Source organism: Streptomyces sp. SM11, assembly GCF_002910905.1.
Taxonomy (GTDB): domain Bacteria; phylum Actinomycetota; class Actinomycetes; order Streptomycetales; family Streptomycetaceae; genus Streptomyces.
Genome location: NZ_NEUE01000216.1, coordinates 49561 through 66158, shown reverse-complemented (window position 1 = coordinate 66158; position 16598 = coordinate 49561). Strand labels below are relative to the sequence as shown.

Below are 16598 nucleotides of genomic sequence, written 5' to 3'. Positions count from 1 at the left end.
GGGCGCTTGGTCGGACGCAGTTCCCGGAGCCCGACGGCCAATCGGTAGTCCCGAACGGGACAGTCCATCGATCGCTACGTCCGAGGGCCGTCTTGCCGCCTGCTACGGGGCCCTGATGAGATGGCTGCGGGAAGACTCATCTGGACGGCGGGAACGCGGAGCGTCGGCTATGCGTGAGTGGTGGCAGAAACCGCTCCGTGGCCGCTGGAGGAGGAAGCGTGATGGGCGACGAGGCCGCAGAGCCACACAGAGTGCAGTTCCGCATTCTGGGCTCGTTCGAATGCTGGGACGGGAGCGACCGAATCCGGGTCGGCGGACCCGTACATGAGAAGGTCCTCGTCACGCTCCTGCTGGAACCTCAGCGCGTGCTCCCGGTCTTCCGCCTGGTGGGGGCCGCCTGGGACGAGAACGCGCCCGCCACCGCCGCCCATCAAGTGCGCAAGGCCGTCGCGGAACTACGTCAGCGCATCCCCGGCGGGCGGGACCTGATCGTCACCGAGGGGCCAGGTTACCGGGTTCTCGCGACGCCTGCCCAGGTGGACCTCAGCAGATTCACCGAGGGATTAAAACAGGCCAGAGCGGCTGCTGTCGCCGGCCAAAGCGCGTACGCCATGACGATACTTCGCGAGGCACTGGCTCTGTGGCGGGGGCCTTTGCTCGCAGGCGCCGGTGGGTCCGTACTGTCCGCGGCCTCCGCCGCCCTGGAGGAACGTCGCCTGACAGCCGTGGAGCAGCTTTTCGATCTGCGGCTCGCCGGTGGCGAGAGCAGTGAACTCATCGGTGAATTACGCGAGTTCATCGACGCGCACCCGCTGCGCGAAACTCTGCGTGGCCAGCTCATGCTCGCCCTCTTCCGTTCCGGACGGCAGGCCGACGCGCTGGAGGAGTTCACCAAGGTCCGGGACTTCTTGATCGACGAGCTCGGCATCGGCCCCGGCGACGCGCTCTCGGAGCTGCACAACGCGGTGCTGCGCAACAGCCCGGAACTCGCGGCCCCGCAGCTGCCCGACACCGCCCCCTTGACCCTGGAGGACACCCCCTCCACCCTCCCCTACGACCTGCGTGACTTCACGGGCCGGGAGGAGGAGGTAAGGGAACTGCTGGGCTTCGTGGAGGAGGCCCCGGGCTCCGGGCCACTGATCGTCGCGATCGACGGCATGGGCGGCAGCGGCAAGACCTCCCTGGCCGTGCGCGCCGCACACCAACTCGCGGGGAACTACCCCGACGCCCAGCTCTACATCGACCTGCGCGGGTTCACCCCCAACGGCCGTCCCCTGAGCGCTAGTGCGGCGGCTGAGGCTCTCCTGCGCATGCTCGGTGTTCCCGGCGACCGCATCCCAGACGACGTGGAGGGCCGAATCGGCCTGTGGCGGCGCACGATGAGCACGCACCGGATGCTCCTGCTACTCGACAATGCCGTGGATGACTCCCAGGTCAGACCCCTTCTCGCCTCCCCCACCGAGACGCTCGTCCTCGTCACGAGCCGTGCGCTGCTCGTGGACCTCGACGCCACCCACACCGTGTCCCTGGGCGTCATGCCGCCGAGGGACAGCGTCGCCCTCGTCGAGGGCGTACTCGGCCGGACTCGCACGGAGAACGAGCCGGAGGCGGTCGCTCAGCTCACGGAGCTCTGCGGTCATCTTCCGCTCGCCCTGCGTATCGCCACGGCCCGGTTGCGCAAGCGGCCGCGCTGGACCGTCCGTTACCTGGTCGACCGGCTCCGGGACGACGCCCACCGGCTGGCCGAGCTCAACTCCGGGGAGCGCAGCGTCGAAGTGACGCTACGGCTTTCCTACGAGGGCCTGACCGCCGAGACCCGAGAGGCGTTCCGGCTCCTCGGCCAGTACCCGGGCACCGAGATCAACACCTATGCCGCCGGCGCCCTGCTGGGGGCGGGCACCCGGGATGCGGAGGAAGTCCTGGAGAACCTCCTCGACATGCACTTGCTCCAGCAGCACGAGACGGGTCGGTACGCCTTCCACGACCTCGTCCGCAGCTTCGCGCAGAATCTCTCGCGCGGCGGTGACCGTCGGCTACCGGAGGCCGACGGGGAGAGGCGTGGCGAGGTCGGCGGCGACGAGCTCATGCGCGCTGTGCGTCGGCTTCTCGACTTCGCGCTGGCCGCGACCGACGCCGCCTGCGACCTGCTGTTTCCCGGGCGGGCCGGGATAGATCACTCCGAGCACCCGCCGTCAGCCGCCGAACTCCCCCCGCTGGAAACGGTCGAGCAGGCCCGCGACTGGCTCGAGCGTGAGCAGGACTCGCTGCTGGCTGCCGTATCCCTGGCCTACCGCTGGGAGATGGACCGGCATGTGGGACTGCTGGCCGCCAACGTTGTCTTCCCCCTTGACCTGCGCGGCCGCCTGGAGGAGTTCAGAGAGTTGAGCCGTGTCGCGGTCGCCGCCTCCCGCCGCCTGGGCGACGCCGCCCTGCTGCGGCTCAGTCTGTCCAACCTCGCGGTGGCCTGCTGGAAACTCGGGCGCCTCACGGAGGGCATCGAGGTGTCGGAAGAGGCATTGGCCCTGGCCATCAGTCTTGACGACCGGCGTGGCGAAGCGAAGGACACTGGTGTCCTCGGGCTCCTGCTCAGCACCCTGGGCCGCTATGACGAGGCGCTGCCACGACTACGGCAGTCCATCGAGATCAAGCGGCAGCTGGGGGCGGAGCGGGCCGAGGCGGAGTCCCTGACCAACCTCAGCAGCCTGTACACCGAGCGAGGGCGGTATCCGGAGGCGGTGGAGGCAGCCACCCGCTCCGTCACCCTCTCCCGCTCCATCGGTTCGGTCGACAAGGAGGTGGAGGGGCTGACCGATCTGGCGGCGGCCCGGATCGGTCTGGGCGAGCTCGCCGAAGCCGCAGAGCTTCTGGGCCGGGCCCGCAAACTGGCGGGAGATGTCATTTCGCCCGCCGACCTGTCGCTGGTCCTCGCACTGTCGGCCGAGGTCGCTGACCGGCTCGGCGAGAGCGCCCAGGCCGCCGAGTGGGGGGAGTCGGCCCTTCACCTGGGTGATCTCAGCGGCGTACCTATGCGCGAGGCTGCTGTCGGCAACATCATCGGCCGGTTCCACACCCGCAACGGGCGTTACTCACCGGCCCTCGAACTCCATGCGCGGGCCCACGACGCGGCCTCGCGCATCGGCTACCGCGTCGAAGAGGCGCGGGCGCTGACGGGTATGGCAGACGCTCTGGACCACATGGGCGAGCAGGGAGCGGCCTCGGCCCACCGGGAGTCGGCCCGCGAGGCTTTCGCCGCCATGGGGGCCCCGATGCCGCCGGGCGCGTGACGAGGTCGTCTCGCCGACAGGAGAGCTCCCGCCGACGAGGGGCGGCCCCAGCGGGCAGGCAACAGCTCAGACCGTGACGCGCGGAGAAGCGTCACGGATGCCGGAGGCCAGGTTGGGCCCCTCACCGACCGAGGCACGGAACACGTTCGGTCCCTCACCCGTGCCGGACTGAACCGGCACGATGTTCGGCCCCTCACCGACCGAAGCACGGAACACGTTCGGTCCCTCACCCGTGTCCGATCCACCGTGGGACGCGGAGCGCGTGGTGGCCGGCAGGGCGGAAAGGCCGTCGTCCGCCACCGCCGCCGAAGCGGCGGCACCTCCGGTCAGGAGAACGGCGGCCGTTAGAATTCCCACCATCGTCGACACCGAGTTCCGCATGGTCTACCGCCTTCTGGAGTGGTCTTGCCGGGGCGTTTCTGCTGACGTGAACGACTTTCGCGGACCCCGCTCCCAAGGCGTTCCACATCCGCTACCCGCACTCACCCGGCAGCCGGGAACGCGACGGGAAAACCCCGCGATCGGGTGAGAAAGGCGTACGCCGGCCCCGCGGCGGCGGAACGGCACGTACGCGAAAGGGCCCGCCGATGGCGGGCCCTTCTTGGCGCGGAGTCGGGTCAGACGGGGCAGCCGAGTACGGCGGCCGTGCGGGCGGTGAGTTCGGCGGGGGTGAGCGCGGTGAGCAGGTGGTATCCGTCCCGTGTCTCCCGCACGTCCGCGGGTGCCGTGATCCGCCCAGGCGCTCCGGGCGGATCGGGCAGGGGAACGGCGGCCGCGTATCCCACCGGCATCGCTGCCTTCAAGGGCTTCCCCGACAGGGCGTGGACCAGTTCCCGCTCCGCGACCAGTCCCGTGGTCAGTTCGATCAGCCGAGAGGCGGGCCAGCCCGCCTGCCGTGGCACCGCGTCGAGGACGCGGGGTCCCTGTTCGGTGGGCACGATGCGGGTGAACGCGTACCCGAACTCGTAACCGACCAGGTCGAGGAGGCCCGTGGCCAAGGCTCTGATCTCCGCTTCCTCCGGCCCGGTGATCGGGGCGGGGAAGGTGTGCAGAGCGAGACCGATGCCCTGCGACATCGTGGCGTCGGCTCCCGCTGCCCGCTCCGCGCCGGGCCCGTTCCCGGTGTCGGGCTCCCTCCGATCGCTGACGCGTCGGTCGCCGAACCGGTACTCCAGGATGCCGGTGACCCGGTGCATCCCCTCGACCGTCAGGGTTTCCAGCCCGTACACGACATCGCACAGCGGCGGCCTGCTCCCCGGCTCCTCCTGCAGCGCCAACGCCTGCCAGGGGGGACCGCTGCGGTTCAGCAGGTTTCTGACCTCTGTGGCGTCCGCGAGCAACCGGGCGGCGGAGGCGGGATTCGGTGACACCCCCAGTTCCTCGGCTGTCTCCAGAACGACGGGGTGGGTGCTCGCGTCTCCGCAGGCGATCAGCCTGCCCACCCGGTGGGTGAGCACGGTGTCCCTGAGGTGTGCGCGTAGTTCCTCGTCGGTGAATACGGCCGTGTCGGCGACCGTGACGAAAGGGAAGCCGGCCTCCGTCACCGCAGCCACCAGCAGAGGTGTCGGTGCGACGAGGAGGAGACGCCGGGGATCGGCGGTACCGGATCCGGCTGGTGCCGTCATGGCTGCTGTCCTCCGGTGTCCTGCGGACCGGGCCGGGAAGCGGCGCCCGCGAGGAGCGCGTCGGCGAGCACGCCGCCCTTCCCCCAGTGGTCGGGCTCCACATCCCGCACGATGACAGTGACGGCCTCCTCAGGACATCCGGCTATCCGGGACACACAGGCGGTCAATTCCTCGACCAGCTCCTGGCGGTGTGCACGGTCGTTCCCTTTCCACCAGTCGACGGAAATCACAGGCACGGGAGAACTCCTTCTGCTCGGGTGGGGGGAGAGAACGGGGCCGCGGCGTCCGTCGACGCGGCAACGGGCCGGCTGTCCGACGGACGGTCGCGCGGCGTTCAGGCGAGTGTGGGCCGTGTCGTTCCCGAAAGTTTCCCGCGCTGTTCCCTTCGCCTTCCATGCGGCCTCGGACGCGCTCCCGCCTGGTGGGAACGCGGTGGGACTCCAGCGGGAAGCCCGCCGGGCACGCTCTGCTCCAGTCATGAGGCCGACACCGCCCCTGGAGCCACGATGAGCCTGCTCAGTCCGACGAAACCGGAATCGAATCCGGCCCTCGGTCCCGCACTCGGCACCGCCTCCGCGTCCGCCGGCGCGTCCGAGGGACCGATCGCCACTCCCGCGTCCCCCACTCCCCGCCTGCTCGCGGCGCTGCGCGAGGACCTCGCTGTCGTCGTGGCCCGTGACCCCTCCGTGCGGGGCAGGAAGGAGGCGATCCTCCACCCCGCGCTCACCGCACTGTGGGCCCACCGCGTCGCTCACCGTCTGCACGGTCGCGGCCGGCGCATCCCGGCCAGGCTGCTGGCCCGGTGGGCACGCCGGGTGACGGCCGTCGAGATCCACCCCGGGGCCGTGCTGGGCCGCAGAGTCTTCATCGACCACGGCGCCGGAGTCGTGATCGGGGAGACGGCCGTCGTCGGTGACGACGTGACGATGTACCACCAGGTCACGCTGGGCGCGGTCGGCTGGTGGAGCGACAACAAGCGGCCCGAGGGCGACCGCCGTCATCCCGTCGTCGGCAGCGGCGTCGTCCTCGGGGCCAACGCCACCGTCCTCGGGCCCGTGACCGTCGGGGACCGGGCGGTCATCGGTGCCCAGGCCCTGGTCAACAAGGGCGTCCCGGGCGGTGCCCGGGTGCTCGCGCCCACCGCCGTCATCAAGGAGCCCGGTCGGCGGCCGGAGCTCATGGAGGACGTCTTCACCGTCATCGCCTCCGCCGGTTCCTGGTGACACCCAGGACCTCCTCTCCCCGACTGCCCCGACTGCCCCGATTGCGAGAGATGCAGCCATGACCACCACCGCTCACGCTCCGCTCACCCCCGTCACTCCCGCCCGCCCCGTCGTCGCGTCACGCATCGAGGACCTCGTCGGCTCCACGCCGCTGCTGGAACTGCGGTTGCACGACCTGGCGCCGGGCGCCCGGGTGCTGGCGAAGCTGGAGTCCGCCAACCCGATGTCCTCCAGCAAGGACCGCGCCGCCCTCTACATGCTGCGTGCCGCCGAGGAACGCGGCGCGCTCCGGCCCGGCGGCACCGTCATCGAGGCAACCTCCGGGAACACCGGAATCTCCCTGGCCGCGTTCGCCGCCTCCCGTGGCTACCGCTGCGTGATCGTACTTCCGGACAACGCCACGGCCGAGCGGGTCAGGCTGCTGCGCGCCTTCGGGGCCCGGATCGTCCAGACGCCGAGCTCGCTCGGCTACCCGGGGGCGATCGCCGAGGCCGAGCGACTGCACGCGGCCACTCCGGGCTCCTGGTTCCCGTGCCAGCACGAGAACCTCGACAATGTACGAGCCCATTACGAGACGACCGGGCCGGAGATCCAAGCGGCCATGTCCGGTCTCGGGCGGCGCATCGCTGCCTTCGTGTGCGGGGTGGGCACCGGCGGCACCCTCACCGGCGTCGCACGCAGCCTCAAGGAGCACGACCCGGACGTACGCGTGATAGCCGTCGAGCCGGAGAAGTCGCCGATTCTGTCCCAGGGGTACGCGGGCCAGCACCGCATCCCCGGGCTCAACGGCGGATTCGTCGCCCTGACGACCGACGTCTCCCTCATCGACGAGGTCGTGACGGTCTCCGACGAGGACGCCCTTCTCACCGCGCGCCGGCTGGCGGCAGGCCAGGGACTCTTCACCGGAGTCTCGTCCGGCGCGGCCGCGTTCGCCAGTGAGCGCGTCGCCCGCAGGCCGGAGTCGGCCGACGGCATCGTGGTAACCCTCCTGGCGGACACCGGCGAGCGCTACCTGAGCATGTGGGAGGACCAGGCATGAGCCACGCGATGTTCCGTGCCTACGCGGACGCGGTGAAGGCGGAGATCGGGACCGCGACGACCACCCGCTTCATAGCTCTCGCCGAAACCACCGACGGGCGGTTCGGACTCTTCCACCACTCGATGCTGCCGGGGGCCGGAGGGGCGGACCCGCACTACCACTCCCGGATCTCCGAGTCCTTCTACGTACTGACGGGCGAAGTCCGGCTGCACGACGGCACCGGCTGGCGCACCGCACGTGCCGGGGACTTCCTGCACGTGCCGGAGAACGCGGTGCACGGCTTCCGCAACGAAAGCGGCTCGCTCGCCGAAATGCTGATCATCTTCACGCCGGCCGAACACCGCGAGGGCTACTTCGAGGGCCTGGCCGCCCTGCTCGCCGACGGCAACCGTCCCTCCCGCGAGGAGATGGTCGCCCTGATGGAGAAGTACGACCAGTTCGAGGTCGACGCCCCTGACACCGATCACGACCACCCGCACCGGCACACGCACGACGACGGCCACCATCACCACCACGGCCCCGCCGGCGCACCCGCCGCGTAACGCCACCACTGACCGGCGGGGCTCACCGGCCACGCCCCCCCATCACTCTCGAGGAGATCACCGCATGAACGTCGCCAACTGGGGCCGCTTCGGTCTGCTGGCCGCCCTGTGGGGCTGCAGCTTCGCCTTCATCAAGATGTCACTGGAGGCGTTCGCACCCCTCCAGCTCGCCTCCGGCCGACTGGTCGTCGGCGCGTTCGTCGTCCTCGCCATGCTCGCCGTGAAGCACCTCCCCCTGCCGTCGCGCCCGCTCTGGGGACACATCGTCGTCGCCTCCGTCTTCGGCAACGTCATCCCCTTCACCCTCTTCGCCATCGGCGAGCAGCACACCACCGCGACCATCGCCGGTGTGATCCAGGGGGCCACCCCGCTCATCACCATGGGCGTCGCCGCTCTCGCGCTCTCCGAGGAGAAGCCGACGCGCCGCAAGGTGACCGGCCTGGTCGGCGGGTTCTTCGGGCTGATCATCGTGGTGGGGCCGTGGAACACCGACGGCTTCGGCTCGATCGGCGGCCAGCTCGCCTGCGTCGGGGCGGCCGCGAGCTACGCCGTCAGCTTCGTGTACATCCGCCGCTTCATCGGCCCCCACAAGCTGCCCGCGCTCTCCGTGACCGCGGCCCAGCTCAGCGCGGCCTCCATCATCACGGTGGTGCTCACCACGTTCGTGACCGGCTGGAGCCTGCACGGCGACCTCACTGCCAAGCCGCTGCTCGCCCTTCTGGTCCTCGGCGCGGCCTCCACCGGTGTCGCTTTCGCGCTGCTCAACCGCCTGATCGCGGACGCCGGCCCGACCACGGCCTCCGGCGTGAACTACCTCGTACCGGTGTTCTCCGTGATCGTCGGGGTGCTTGCCCTGAGCGAACCGCTGTCCTGGAACGTACCGGTGGGCGGGGTCCTCGTCATTGCGGCGCTCGCCCTCGCGGAAGGCCGGATCTCCGCCCTGTCGCGGACCGGGAAGCCCAAGCCGACGTCACCGGTCGCCCCCGATCGCGTGCCGCAGAAGAGCCGCCCGTAGCAACGCCGTACGACACGGAACGACACGGAGCAGCTCAGAAGCAGCACGCACAGCCACGCCTGAACGAGCCGGGGCCGGCGCAGACACCCTTCCCGGGGTGCGCGCCGGCCCCGGCTCGTTGCGTCATGACGCCCCGTCCCGCCCGGCCGTGGAGCGTGCCCGGGCGTTCCGGGGCGGGCCGGATTACGGATCGGTTCCCGGCCACCTCCCCGGGCCCGGTAGCGATGCGGGAGGGCGACGGGACCGGTTGACGCGAGCCTTTCATCACAGGACGCCATCAGGTCCCGCCCACCCTCCATCCCGGCGTTGCCCCTCCTCCCTCGCCAAGGAGCACTTCGCATGACGCGCACCTCCACCTCGCCGTCTCCCACCACTCCCTCTCTCGGGGACGCCCGGATCATCTCCGCCGCGGACTTCGTCTTCGCCCCCCTGCCCGGCCGGCTCACCGAACTCGCCACCCCGGTCAGCCCTGCCGTCGGCTCCACGCACGTGACGCTGCACGTCGTCCGGATCGCCCCGGGCGAGTCCTTCGGCCCCGAGTCGAGCGTCGAGGAGGAGAACACCGCGGTCGTCCTCGACGGCCTGGGGACGGCCACGGTCGGCTCCCGCAGCCGGAGCGTCGAACGGTCCCACGCCGTCTACGCCCCCACGGGCCATGCCCTGAGCCTCACGGCAGGCGCTGACGGACTGACCGTCTACATCTGGCGTACGCCCCTCACGGCGGGACGCCGGCCCGGCACCGACCCCGAGCCGTTCTCCACGCTCTGGGACGAGACCACCCAGCTGCGCGGGTTCGGCGGCACCGGCCAGATAACCCCCGACGCCGACCGCGCCACCATGAACTTCGTCTTCTGGCCGGGCAACGGCAGCAGCCAGCTCTGCCTGCACTGCGGCATCCAGCAGCCGGGCCAGACCTTCAACGTCCACCTGCACCCCGACAGCGACGAGGCGTTCATCGCCTTCGAGGGCATCGGCCAGATGTACCTGCGCGACCGCTGGATCGACGTCGCCGCCGGGGACGTCCTGTACGCCGCGCCGGGTGTTCTGCACGGCGCCCGCAACCCGCACACGGGGCCCGACGCCCGGCGCTTCGTGACCTGTGGGGGCCCCAGTCCCTTTGACCCGGCGCTCTATTCCGCCGCCGGCCTCTCCTCCGACGTCAGGTGATCTGAGCCATGTGCCGAATCCACGGATCCCTCCACGCCCGTACCACCGATGACGAGCTGCGCCGGGTCGCCGCCCTCCAGCACCACGGCGGCCCCGATGCCCAGTCCTTCGCCCGGCAGTCCGGCTGGGCCCTCGGCAACAACCGACTCTCGATCATGGACCCCGAAGGCGGGGCTCAGCCCTACCGATCGGGCGACGTCACCGTCGTCTTCAACGGCGAGCTCTACAACCACGACCGGCTGCGCACCGAACTCATGCGCCAGGGCTTCCACTTCGAGGACCGCTGCGACGGATCGATTCTCCCCGCGCTGTACCTGACGTACGGGGACGGCTTCGCCGAGCACCTCGACGGCATGTTCTCCGTCGCCGTGATGGACCTGCGCAGAGCACCGCGCCTGGTGATCGCCACTGACGCCTCCGGCATGAAGCCGCTGTACTACCACTGGGAGGAGCGCAGCGGCCGGTTCCACTTCGCCTCCGAGCTGCCCGCCCTGCTCGGTTTCGACGGGGTTCGCCCCTACGAGGACGAACTGGGTCTGCACACCTACCTGTCGGCCAAGACACCCTTCGGCCAGCGGACCATGTTCGAGGGCATCGACGTCCTGCCGCCCGCGACCACCGCGGTGGTCACCCGCGAGGACGGCCTGTGCCTCACCTCCCGGCGTATGGGTTACGAGTCCGCTCCGCCGGTCGACGAGGAGCGGAGCCTGTCCCGGGCGGGCGAGTCGCTGCGAGAGTTGCTGTCCCGCGAGGTCTCCCGGCTGCTGATCGCCGACGCGCCGGTCGCGGCCATCACCTCCGGGGGTCTCGACTCCAGCCTGGTCACCGCGCTCGCGGCCCGTATCCTGTTCAACCGCGGTTCGAGCGAGGCGCTGCACACGTTCAACATCGCCTACGCCGGCAGCTGGCCCGGCGACGAGCGGGCCTTCGCCTCGGAGGTGTCACGGCACACCGGCACGGTGCACCACCAGGTGGAAATCGACCCGGCCACCTTCCCCGACCTGATGGGTGACGTCGTACGCCACCTCGGCCAGCCCAACGCCGACCCGATCACGCTCTCCACCTTCTCGCTGTTCCGGGCGGTACGCGACGCCGGGTTCAAGGTGGCCCTCACCGGGGACGCGGCCGACGAACTCTTCGGCGGGTACAGCCGCATGACCCAGGCGCTCGCCGCACCCGAGGGGGCCGACTGGGCGGGGCCCTACCTCGACCACCTGGCCGCGGTGCCGGAGTCCCTGCGCCGACAGCTGTACACCTCCGAGTACGCCGCCCGGGTCCACACGCCCGGCGCGTCCCCGCTGCCGCCCGGCCTCATGGACATCCTCGCCCACGGCGAGGGCAGCCGGCTCGAGCGGATCACCCGGATCGAACAGCGCTACAGGCTGCCCGCGTACCATCTGCGCCGCGTCGACCACCTCTCGATGGCCAGCTCGGTGGAGGCCCGGCTTCCGTTCTGCCAGCCCAGCGTGGTGCGCTTCGCGGCGTCCCTGCCCGACCAGCATCGCACCGTTCCCGGCGTCGGCGTCAAGCGCGCGCTGTACCGGGCGGCCGAAGGGCTGCTGCCGGACAGCGTCCTGAACCGGCCCAAGCAGCCCTTCACCTTGCCGATCACGGCCATGCTGAGCCCGGGGCAGCGGCTGTGGGCGATGGCCCGCGACGTACTGTCCCCGCAGGCGCTGCGGGCCGACGGGCGGCTGCGGTACGAGGTGGTCGACGCCCTGTTCGCCGAGCAGGAGGCCCGGCCGTCCGACGGCACGTCGCTGGCGCTGTGGGCCCTGATGTCGCATCAGATGTGGCGCGGCGAGTTCTTCGGTACGTCGGCCGGCGCGCACCGGCCGACCCGTGAACTGGCGGTGGTGGCCGGATGAATGTCTCCTTGGTCAAGGCGGCCGGCGCGCCCTGTCCCACCGCGGTGCTGGACGGCCGCGACCTCCCGGAGTCCGATCCGCAGTTGCTGAGCGCGCTGGCCGACCTGCGGGCCGACCTGACCCGGCAGGGCTCGGCCGATGTGCTCAAGAACGCCATCGTGCGCCCCTCCCGGCACCCGCTCTTCGACCTGGACTACCGGTTCGTCCAGTCTCTGCCGCAGAGCCACGACAGCTTCGACCTCCGGGGCTCCTGCGGCCACTCGATTCTGGCCGCCGTCGAGGCGGCTGCCCGCACCGGCATGATCCAGCCGCTGGTGCCGGGGTGCCGGGTCCGGGTCAACGTGCTCAACAACGGTGACAACGTGGTGTGCGAGACCGAGGAGACCTTCGGGGGCGGCACCCGGTTCACGGCGCATTTCCTGTGCTCACCACCGCTGGAGCTGCCTGAACTCCTGATGACGGGGGAGCCGGTGACCCACGTTCCCTTCGAGGGCCGATCCGTGCCCGTGTCCCTGGTGTCGATGGGCAATCCGTACGCCTTCGTCGACGCCTCGCACCTCGGCGTCGACGGGCCGGATGCCCTTTTCGGCGACGCTCCCGGCCTGTTCGACACCATGACCCGGCTGCGGATCGCGGTCTGCGCGTCGCAGGGCTGGGACACGTTCGGCGCCTTCCCCAAGATCGCGGCTGTGCTCCCGCAGGACGGCGGCGGCCTGTACGTACGCGCCGTGTCGGTACCCTCCTGGCACCCCACGGTCGCGCTGACCGGCGCCATCTGCCTGGGCGCCGCCGCCGGCATCACCGGCACCGTGCCCTGGTCGCTGGCGGGACACACGGCCTCGGGCCCCGACGCGCTACTGCAGGTCCGCACCCCGGACGGCTGTGTCCGGGTGGCCGCCCACTCGACGTCTCGCCCGGACGGACGGCGCGAGCTCGCCTGGGTGTCGGTCGCCGAGAAGCAGGTCGAGTACCGGGGGCTGCTGGCACGCCCCCGGTCCGGGAACGCCCAGGCGCCCGCCGCCATCGCTCACCTCTCCCCGTCCGCAGCCGTATCCGAGGAGAACCCATGGGTTCCGCTGACAGCCTGACCGCCGTACGCGACGACATCGGCCCCGGGGCGTTGTCCGACCCCTTCGCCATCGATCCGTTCCCCGGTGCCCCCCGTCGATCCGGCCGCGACGATACCGCGCGCACCGTCCCCGTGCTCCCCGCACCTCCGGTCCTGGAACGGCTGGCGGCCTGCGCCGAGGCGGCCGACCTCACTGGGGAGCCGGACCGCGAAGCCGTCGCGGTGCTCCGCGAGAGCGGGCTGACGGCCTTGGTCGTACCGAAGTGCTATGGCGGTGCGGGCGCCGACGCGGTGGCTCTCAACACCTGTGTGGAGCAGGTCGCCTCGGTGAACGCCTCCGCGGCGATCATGCTGTTCCAGCACTGCGCCGTGACCAGCCGGATCGTGGAGAACGGCTCACCCGCCCAGCACCGCGAGGTGCTGCCCAAGCTGGCCGACGGCCGGTGGCTGGCGGCCTCCGCCTGGTCGGAGAGCGGGGCCGGCGCCGACAAGAAGAACCTTGCGACCCGGGCGCACCGCACGCCCGAGGGGGACTGGCTCCTGGACGGCGCCAAGTCCTTCACCACCAGCGCCGGCCTCGCGGACGTCTACCTCGTGCTGGCGCAGACGGTGGACGAGGCCCCGGCCGCCGCCTCCCGGGACACCGGGTACGGGTCGGCCGGGCAGACGTTCTTCCTGGTCCCGGGCGAACACCCGGGGCTGGTGCCCGACACCACGATGCGGCTGACCGGGATGCGGGGCTCCGCCACCGGGTTCGTGTCGGTACGGGAGTGCGTCGTGCCGGACTCCGCACGCCTCGGCGCGACGGGCGTCGCGGCGTCCATCATCGCCCGGGTCCGCGACAGCGGCGCCTCGCTCGGCGCCGTCGCCGTGGGCATCGCTCAGGCCGCGCTGGACGCGGCCCACGCACACGCCGGCCGCCGGGGGCTCTACGCCCACCAGGCGGTACGCCACCGCCTGGTGGACCTGGCCACGCAGGTCGAGGCCGCCCGCGCGGTGGTGGAGCGGGCCGGCCGGCGCAGCTCCGCCGCCCCCGGCATGACCACGCTCCACTCCAAGCTGGCCGCCTCGGAAGCGGCGGAGCGGGTGGTGGCGGACGTGGCCCGGTTCCTGGGATCGGCGGGCTACGTGGAGACGCATCCGATCAACCGGTTCGGGCGCGACGCCCGGGCCGTAGCCCTGATGGGACCGACCAACGACCTCTGCAAGGAACTGGTGAGCCTGCCGTGGAACCGATGAACTCCCCCTCCCCCATACCCCCCACCTCCTCCCCGGCCGACCTGGTGGTGGAAGGAGGCCGGCTGGTCACCCCCGAGGGGGTGAGCGAAGGCAGCGTCGTCGTCCGTGACGGCCGCGTCGCGGCGATCCTCGCCCCCGGCGCTCCGCTGCCTCCCGGGCCTCGTCTGAGCGCCGCGGGCCGGTACGTCCTGCCTGGGCTCATCGACTCCCATGTGCACTTCCGCACCCCGGGTCTGGAGCACAAGGAGACCTGGGAGAACGGCAGCCGGGCCGCGCTCGCCGGGGGCGTCACGACGGTGATGGACATGCCCAACACGCGCCCGCCGTCGCTCGACGCGTCGACCCTGCGGGCGAAGGCGGCGCTGATCGCGGGCCGCTCGTACGTAGACCACCGGTTCCACATGGGAGCCGACCCCGATCACCCCGAGGTCCTCGCCGACCTCGCCCCGGAGGTGGCGACCTCCGCCAAGGCGTTCATGGCGGGCCATCACACGGCACCGGTGGTGTTCCGTGAGGCTCACCAGTTGGAGGCGGCGTTCGCCGCCGCCGCGCGGGGCGGGGTGCGCCTCGTGCTGCACGCCGAGGACCAGCACGTCTTCGACCTGCTCGACTCCCGCGGCGGCGACCCTGAGTCGTACGACGCCTACGAGCCCCACCGGCCGCGCTCCGGTGCGATCGTCGCGGTCGCCAAGGTCGTCCAGTTGGTCCGCGCGTACGGCACCAGGACGCACATCCTGCACGTGTCGTCCGCCGAGGAGACCGATCTGCTCGTCGCCGCCGCGGCCGAAGGGCTGCCGATCAGCTTCGAGGTCACTGGACACCACCTCGCGTTCACCGACCATGACACCGCGCTGCGCGGCCCTCGTACCCGGCTCTCCCCGGCGATCCGCGCCCCTCGGGACCGTGATCGGCTCTGGCAGGCCGTGCTCAGCGGCGAGGCGACCACCATCGGCAGTGATCACGCTCCGCACACCGTCGAGGAGAAGAACCGGCCCCCGGCCGAGGCACCTCCCGGGCTCCCCGGGGTCCAGGAGCTGGCCGTCTCCGTGTGGACGGGCATGCTCGCGCGCGGCATCGCCCCTGACGCCGCCGCCGTCCACCTTGCCCGGCTGATGGGAACGGGTCCCGCGGACCTGTTCGACCTGGCGGGGAAGGGCCGCCTGGCGGTCGGCTCCGACGCCGATCTGGCCCTCCTGGACCCGACCGCCCGCTGGCAGCTCTCGGCGGCCCACGTCGAGTCGCTGTGCGGCTGGTCGGCGTACGAGGGCTGGATGTTCACCGGCCGGTTCACCACCGTGGTGCGGGGCGGACACGTGGCCTGGGACCTGGAGCGGGGCACGCTGGGCGAGCCCTCGGGCCGCTGGCTGGCCGGTCCGGCCCCGTCCGCGCCCTGCCTCCCCGCGGGGGAGACCTCAGCCACCAAGCCGGTCCGGGAGCTGGAAGGGGCGGTCCGATGAACGTCACTCCGCTGTTGACCGCGTCGACCAGGACCCACTCCGCCCGGCTCGGCTCGGCGGCACGGGACAGGTCGCCGGTGGAGGGTCCCGCCGCCGCGGGCCCGATGGCATCCGGCGACATAGCGGCCGACGAGTTCCGTTCCGCCATGGCCTCCCTCGCCGCCCCGGTCACGGTGGTGACCTGCTACGACGCGGCGGGCGCCCCTCGAGGCCTCACAGCCAGCGCAGTGTCCTCGCTGTCCCTGGACCCGCCGCTGCTGCTGGTCTGCCTGGACCGGAAATCCCGCACCCACGACGTGCTCGTCGCGGCGGACGCCTTCGCCCTCCATCTGTTGGGCCCGGAGAACGAGGCGTTGGCGAAGCGGTTCGCGGGCCTGACCGAGCAGCGCTTCGCGAACGTCTCCCTGGCCGCCGGACCGACGTCGCACCGCGCGCCGCAACTGGCCGACTGCGCACTGCGCTTGACCTGCGCCCGGTACGACGTGATCGATGGGGGCGACCATTCGATCCTGGTGGGGCGCGTCATGGCGTCCGACTGCCTGGGCCGCCCGGCCGGAGGCCTGGTCTGGCATCACAGAGGCTTCGCCCACGCGAGGCCGGCGGAGTCCCGCGCCTGATCGCGGCAGCTTCGGTGTCCGTCGGTGGGCGCCGACTCTGACTGCTGCGCGAAGCCGCGCGGTGGACCGTTGTCGGCAGGGACCAGAACATCGAGGGCTGAGACAACAGCGAAGGCCCCCGCAGTTCGCTGCGGGGGCCTTCGACGTATGGCCCGGTGGGAGCAATGGCGGAGGATACGAGGTTCGAAACTCGTGAGGGGTCGCCCCCCCGACACGCTTTCCAGACGGCCGGGGCCACATAGATCGGCCGGTTCGCCACAGCCACAGCACCGTCGCGGATCTTCACGTGGATGGCGCCGGTGAAGATCACCGGACAGACCGGGTCGAGGAGCCGGTTCTGCCAGTCGGCCATGCCGACCAGGATCTGTGACCAAACCCTGCGGCCACCAGGTCCGTTGCACTCCTCTCTGACCTGCCGGCCAACCCGGAGCAGGCACCTCGGCAGGTTCCGCC

At 71.4% G+C, this 16598-nt stretch carries 14 protein-coding genes; 11 read left to right on the top strand and 3 right to left on the bottom strand.

All coding sequences use genetic code 11. The features are described 5' to 3' along the window. The first annotated feature begins 221 nt into the window (after nucleotides 1-221). Nucleotides 222-3284, top strand: a complete 3063-nt coding sequence (locus B9S58_RS22060; RefSeq protein WP_103533821.1) for a BTAD domain-containing putative transcriptional regulator — start codon at nucleotides 222-224, stop codon at nucleotides 3282-3284. 66 nt (nucleotides 3285-3350) lie between these two features. Here the strand turns inward: B9S58_RS22060 and B9S58_RS22055 are convergent, their stop codons facing one another. The 3 genes from B9S58_RS22055 to B9S58_RS22045 all read right to left on the bottom strand — a co-directional run bounded on the left by B9S58_RS22055 (nucleotide 3351) and on the right by B9S58_RS22045 (nucleotide 5145). Beyond that, nucleotides 3351-3665: a hypothetical protein gene (locus tag B9S58_RS22055; RefSeq protein WP_146063549.1), complete on the bottom strand. Its 315-nt coding sequence runs from the start codon at nucleotides 3663-3665 to the stop codon at nucleotides 3351-3353. 236 nt (nucleotides 3666-3901) lie between these two features. Continuing rightward, nucleotides 3902-4909 carry a hypothetical protein gene (locus B9S58_RS22050; protein ID WP_103533819.1) on the bottom strand — a complete coding sequence of 336 codons (1008 nt, stop codon included), beginning with the start codon at nucleotides 4907-4909 and terminating at the stop codon, nucleotides 3902-3904. Continuing rightward, nucleotides 4906-5145, bottom strand: coding sequence for a 4-oxalocrotonate tautomerase family protein (locus B9S58_RS22045; protein ID WP_103515788.1), 240 nt, complete (start codon nucleotides 5143-5145; stop codon nucleotides 4906-4908). The genes B9S58_RS22050 and B9S58_RS22045 overlap by 4 nt, the downstream gene beginning before the upstream one ends. Before the next feature lie 270 nt (nucleotides 5146-5415). On the opposite strand from B9S58_RS22045, the gene epsC reads away from it, so the two are divergent. The 10 genes from epsC to B9S58_RS21995 all read left to right on the top strand — a co-directional run bounded on the left by epsC (nucleotide 5416) and on the right by B9S58_RS21995 (nucleotide 16145). Beyond that, a complete protein-coding gene (epsC, locus tag B9S58_RS22040) occupies nucleotides 5416-6132 on the top strand; it encodes a serine O-acetyltransferase EpsC (RefSeq protein ID WP_103533818.1) in 717 nt (238 codons plus the stop codon). Nucleotides 6133-6190: 58 nt separating this feature from the next. Then, nucleotides 6191-7171, top strand: a complete 981-nt coding sequence (locus B9S58_RS22035; RefSeq protein ID WP_103533817.1) for a PLP-dependent cysteine synthase family protein — start codon at nucleotides 6191-6193, stop codon at nucleotides 7169-7171. After that, on the top strand, nucleotides 7168-7713 hold the full coding sequence (locus B9S58_RS22030) for a cupin domain-containing protein (RefSeq protein WP_103533816.1): 546 nt from the start codon (nucleotides 7168-7170) through the stop codon (nucleotides 7711-7713). Before B9S58_RS22035 ends, B9S58_RS22030 begins: the two co-directional genes overlap by 4 nt. A 64-nt stretch (nucleotides 7714-7777) precedes the next feature. Beyond that, a complete protein-coding gene (locus B9S58_RS22025; protein WP_103533815.1) occupies nucleotides 7778-8728 on the top strand; it encodes a DMT family transporter in 951 nt (316 codons plus the stop codon). 339 nt (nucleotides 8729-9067) lie between these two features. Then, nucleotides 9068-9895, top strand: coding sequence for a cupin domain-containing protein (locus B9S58_RS22020; protein WP_103533814.1), 828 nt, complete (start codon nucleotides 9068-9070; stop codon nucleotides 9893-9895). A gap of 8 nt (nucleotides 9896-9903) precedes the next feature. After that, complete coding sequence (asnB, locus tag B9S58_RS22015; RefSeq protein ID WP_103533813.1) at nucleotides 9904-11763, top strand: asparagine synthase (glutamine-hydrolyzing); 1860 nt, start codon at nucleotides 9904-9906, stop codon at nucleotides 11761-11763. Next, nucleotides 11760-12851: a PrpF domain-containing protein gene (locus tag B9S58_RS22010; protein WP_103533812.1), complete on the top strand. Its 1092-nt coding sequence runs from the start codon at nucleotides 11760-11762 to the stop codon at nucleotides 12849-12851. Before asnB ends, B9S58_RS22010 begins: the two co-directional genes overlap by 4 nt. Then, the gene (locus B9S58_RS22005; RefSeq protein WP_103533811.1) at nucleotides 12830-14071 is read left to right on the top strand and encodes an acyl-CoA dehydrogenase family protein; all 1242 of its coding nucleotides are present in this window, start codon (nucleotides 12830-12832) and stop codon (nucleotides 14069-14071) included. The genes B9S58_RS22010 and B9S58_RS22005 overlap by 22 nt, the downstream gene beginning before the upstream one ends. Further along, the gene (locus tag B9S58_RS22000) at nucleotides 14068-15528 is read left to right on the top strand and encodes a dihydroorotase family protein (RefSeq protein WP_103533851.1); all 1461 of its coding nucleotides are present in this window, start codon (nucleotides 14068-14070) and stop codon (nucleotides 15526-15528) included. Before B9S58_RS22005 ends, B9S58_RS22000 begins: the two co-directional genes overlap by 4 nt. Further along, nucleotides 15525-16145, top strand: a complete 621-nt coding sequence (locus B9S58_RS21995) for a flavin reductase family protein (protein WP_103533810.1) — start codon at nucleotides 15525-15527, stop codon at nucleotides 16143-16145. The genes B9S58_RS22000 and B9S58_RS21995 overlap by 4 nt, the downstream gene beginning before the upstream one ends. Nucleotides 16146-16598: the final 453 nt, after the last annotated feature.

Bases quoted from the DNA above. Each gene is read 5' to 3' on its own strand.
- B9S58_RS22060 (WP_103533821.1), top strand. From the start codon at position 222: ATGGGCGACGAGGCCGCAGAGCCACACAGAGTGCAGTTCCGCATTCTG.
- B9S58_RS22055 (WP_146063549.1), bottom strand. From the start codon at position 3,665: ATGCGGAACTCGGTGTCGACGATGGTGGGAATTCTAACGGCCGCCGTT.
- B9S58_RS22050 (WP_103533819.1), bottom strand. From the start codon at position 4,909: ATGACGGCACCAGCCGGATCCGGTACCGCCGATCCCCGGCGTCTCCTC.
- epsC (WP_103533818.1), top strand. From the start codon at position 5,416: ATGAGCCTGCTCAGTCCGACGAAACCGGAATCGAATCCGGCCCTCGGT.
- B9S58_RS22035 (WP_103533817.1), top strand. From the start codon at position 6,191: ATGACCACCACCGCTCACGCTCCGCTCACCCCCGTCACTCCCGCCCGC.
- B9S58_RS22030 (WP_103533816.1), top strand. From the start codon at position 7,168: ATGAGCCACGCGATGTTCCGTGCCTACGCGGACGCGGTGAAGGCGGAG.
- B9S58_RS22025 (WP_103533815.1), top strand. From the start codon at position 7,778: ATGAACGTCGCCAACTGGGGCCGCTTCGGTCTGCTGGCCGCCCTGTGG.
- B9S58_RS22020 (WP_103533814.1), top strand. From the start codon at position 9,068: ATGACGCGCACCTCCACCTCGCCGTCTCCCACCACTCCCTCTCTCGGG.
- asnB (WP_103533813.1), top strand. From the start codon at position 9,904: ATGTGCCGAATCCACGGATCCCTCCACGCCCGTACCACCGATGACGAG.
- B9S58_RS22010 (WP_103533812.1), top strand. From the start codon at position 11,760: ATGAATGTCTCCTTGGTCAAGGCGGCCGGCGCGCCCTGTCCCACCGCG.
- B9S58_RS22005 (WP_103533811.1), top strand. From the start codon at position 12,830: ATGGGTTCCGCTGACAGCCTGACCGCCGTACGCGACGACATCGGCCCC.
- B9S58_RS22000 (WP_103533851.1), top strand. From the start codon at position 14,068: ATGAACTCCCCCTCCCCCATACCCCCCACCTCCTCCCCGGCCGACCTG.
- B9S58_RS21995 (WP_103533810.1), top strand. From the start codon at position 15,525: ATGAACGTCACTCCGCTGTTGACCGCGTCGACCAGGACCCACTCCGCC.